Here is a 710-nt window from a genome sequence, read left to right on the forward strand (position 1 = left end):
AGAGGAGTCGAACCTCTAACCGCCTGATTCGTAGTCAGGTACTCTATCCAGTTGAGCTAAGGGTGCTCATCTTCTTCTACTGCCTCTTACAAGTCTATGCCGAGGACCGGAATCGAACCGGTACGATCGTTACCAATCGCAGGATTTTAAGTCCTGTGCGTCTGCCAGTTCCGCCACCCCGGCCGCCTCAAGCGAACGACGGGATTCGAACCCGCGACCCCCACCTTGGCAAGGTGATGTTCTACCACTGAACTACGTTCGCATCCTATTCAAAAATGCCGGCTACATGACTTGAACACGCGACCCTCTGATTACAAATCAGATGCTCTACCAACTGAGCTAAGCCGGCTCATTATTATCTTATATGCGGGTTAAGGGACTTGAACCCCCACGCCCTAAAGCGCCAGATCCTAAATCTGGTGCGTCTGCCAATTCCGCCAAACCCGCTCTTATGACCCGTACTGGGCTCGAACCAGTGACCCTTTGATTAAAAGTCAAATGCTCTACCAACTGAGCTAACGAGTCTCTTACTTTTATTGAAATCTTCTCGACTTCAACGGTCCCGACGGGAATCGAACCCGCGATCTTCGCCGTGACAGGGCGACGTGATAACCGCTACACTACGGGACCTATTCTTTTCAGAATATGGGAGTTAACGGGATCGAACCGCTGACCCTCTGCTTGTAAGGCAGATGCTCTCCCAGCTGAGC

General features: G+C 51.7%; 6 tRNA genes. All 6 read right to left on the bottom strand.

The features are described from left to right. Positions 1-97: 97 nt before the first annotated feature. Positions 98-183: transfer RNA gene (locus FKX92_RS11960), tRNA-Leu, on the bottom strand. A gap of 7 nt (positions 184-190) precedes the next feature. Then, a tRNA-Gly gene (locus FKX92_RS11965) sits at positions 191-262 on the bottom strand. Between the two features lie 14 nt (positions 263-276). Continuing rightward, positions 277-349: transfer RNA gene (locus FKX92_RS11970), tRNA-Thr, on the bottom strand. A 16-nt stretch (positions 350-365) separates the two neighbouring features. Further along, positions 366-447, bottom strand: a tRNA-Leu gene (locus FKX92_RS11975). Between the two features lie 5 nt (positions 448-452). Beyond that, positions 453-525 (bottom strand) — tRNA-Lys (locus tag FKX92_RS11980). 32 nt (positions 526-557) lie between these two features. Further along, positions 558-630: transfer RNA gene (locus FKX92_RS11985), tRNA-Asp, on the bottom strand. Positions 631-710: the final 80 nt, after the last annotated feature.

Source organism: Streptococcus sanguinis (assembly GCF_008329445.1).
Classification (GTDB): Bacteria; Bacillota; Bacilli; order Lactobacillales; family Streptococcaceae; genus Streptococcus; species Streptococcus sanguinis_O.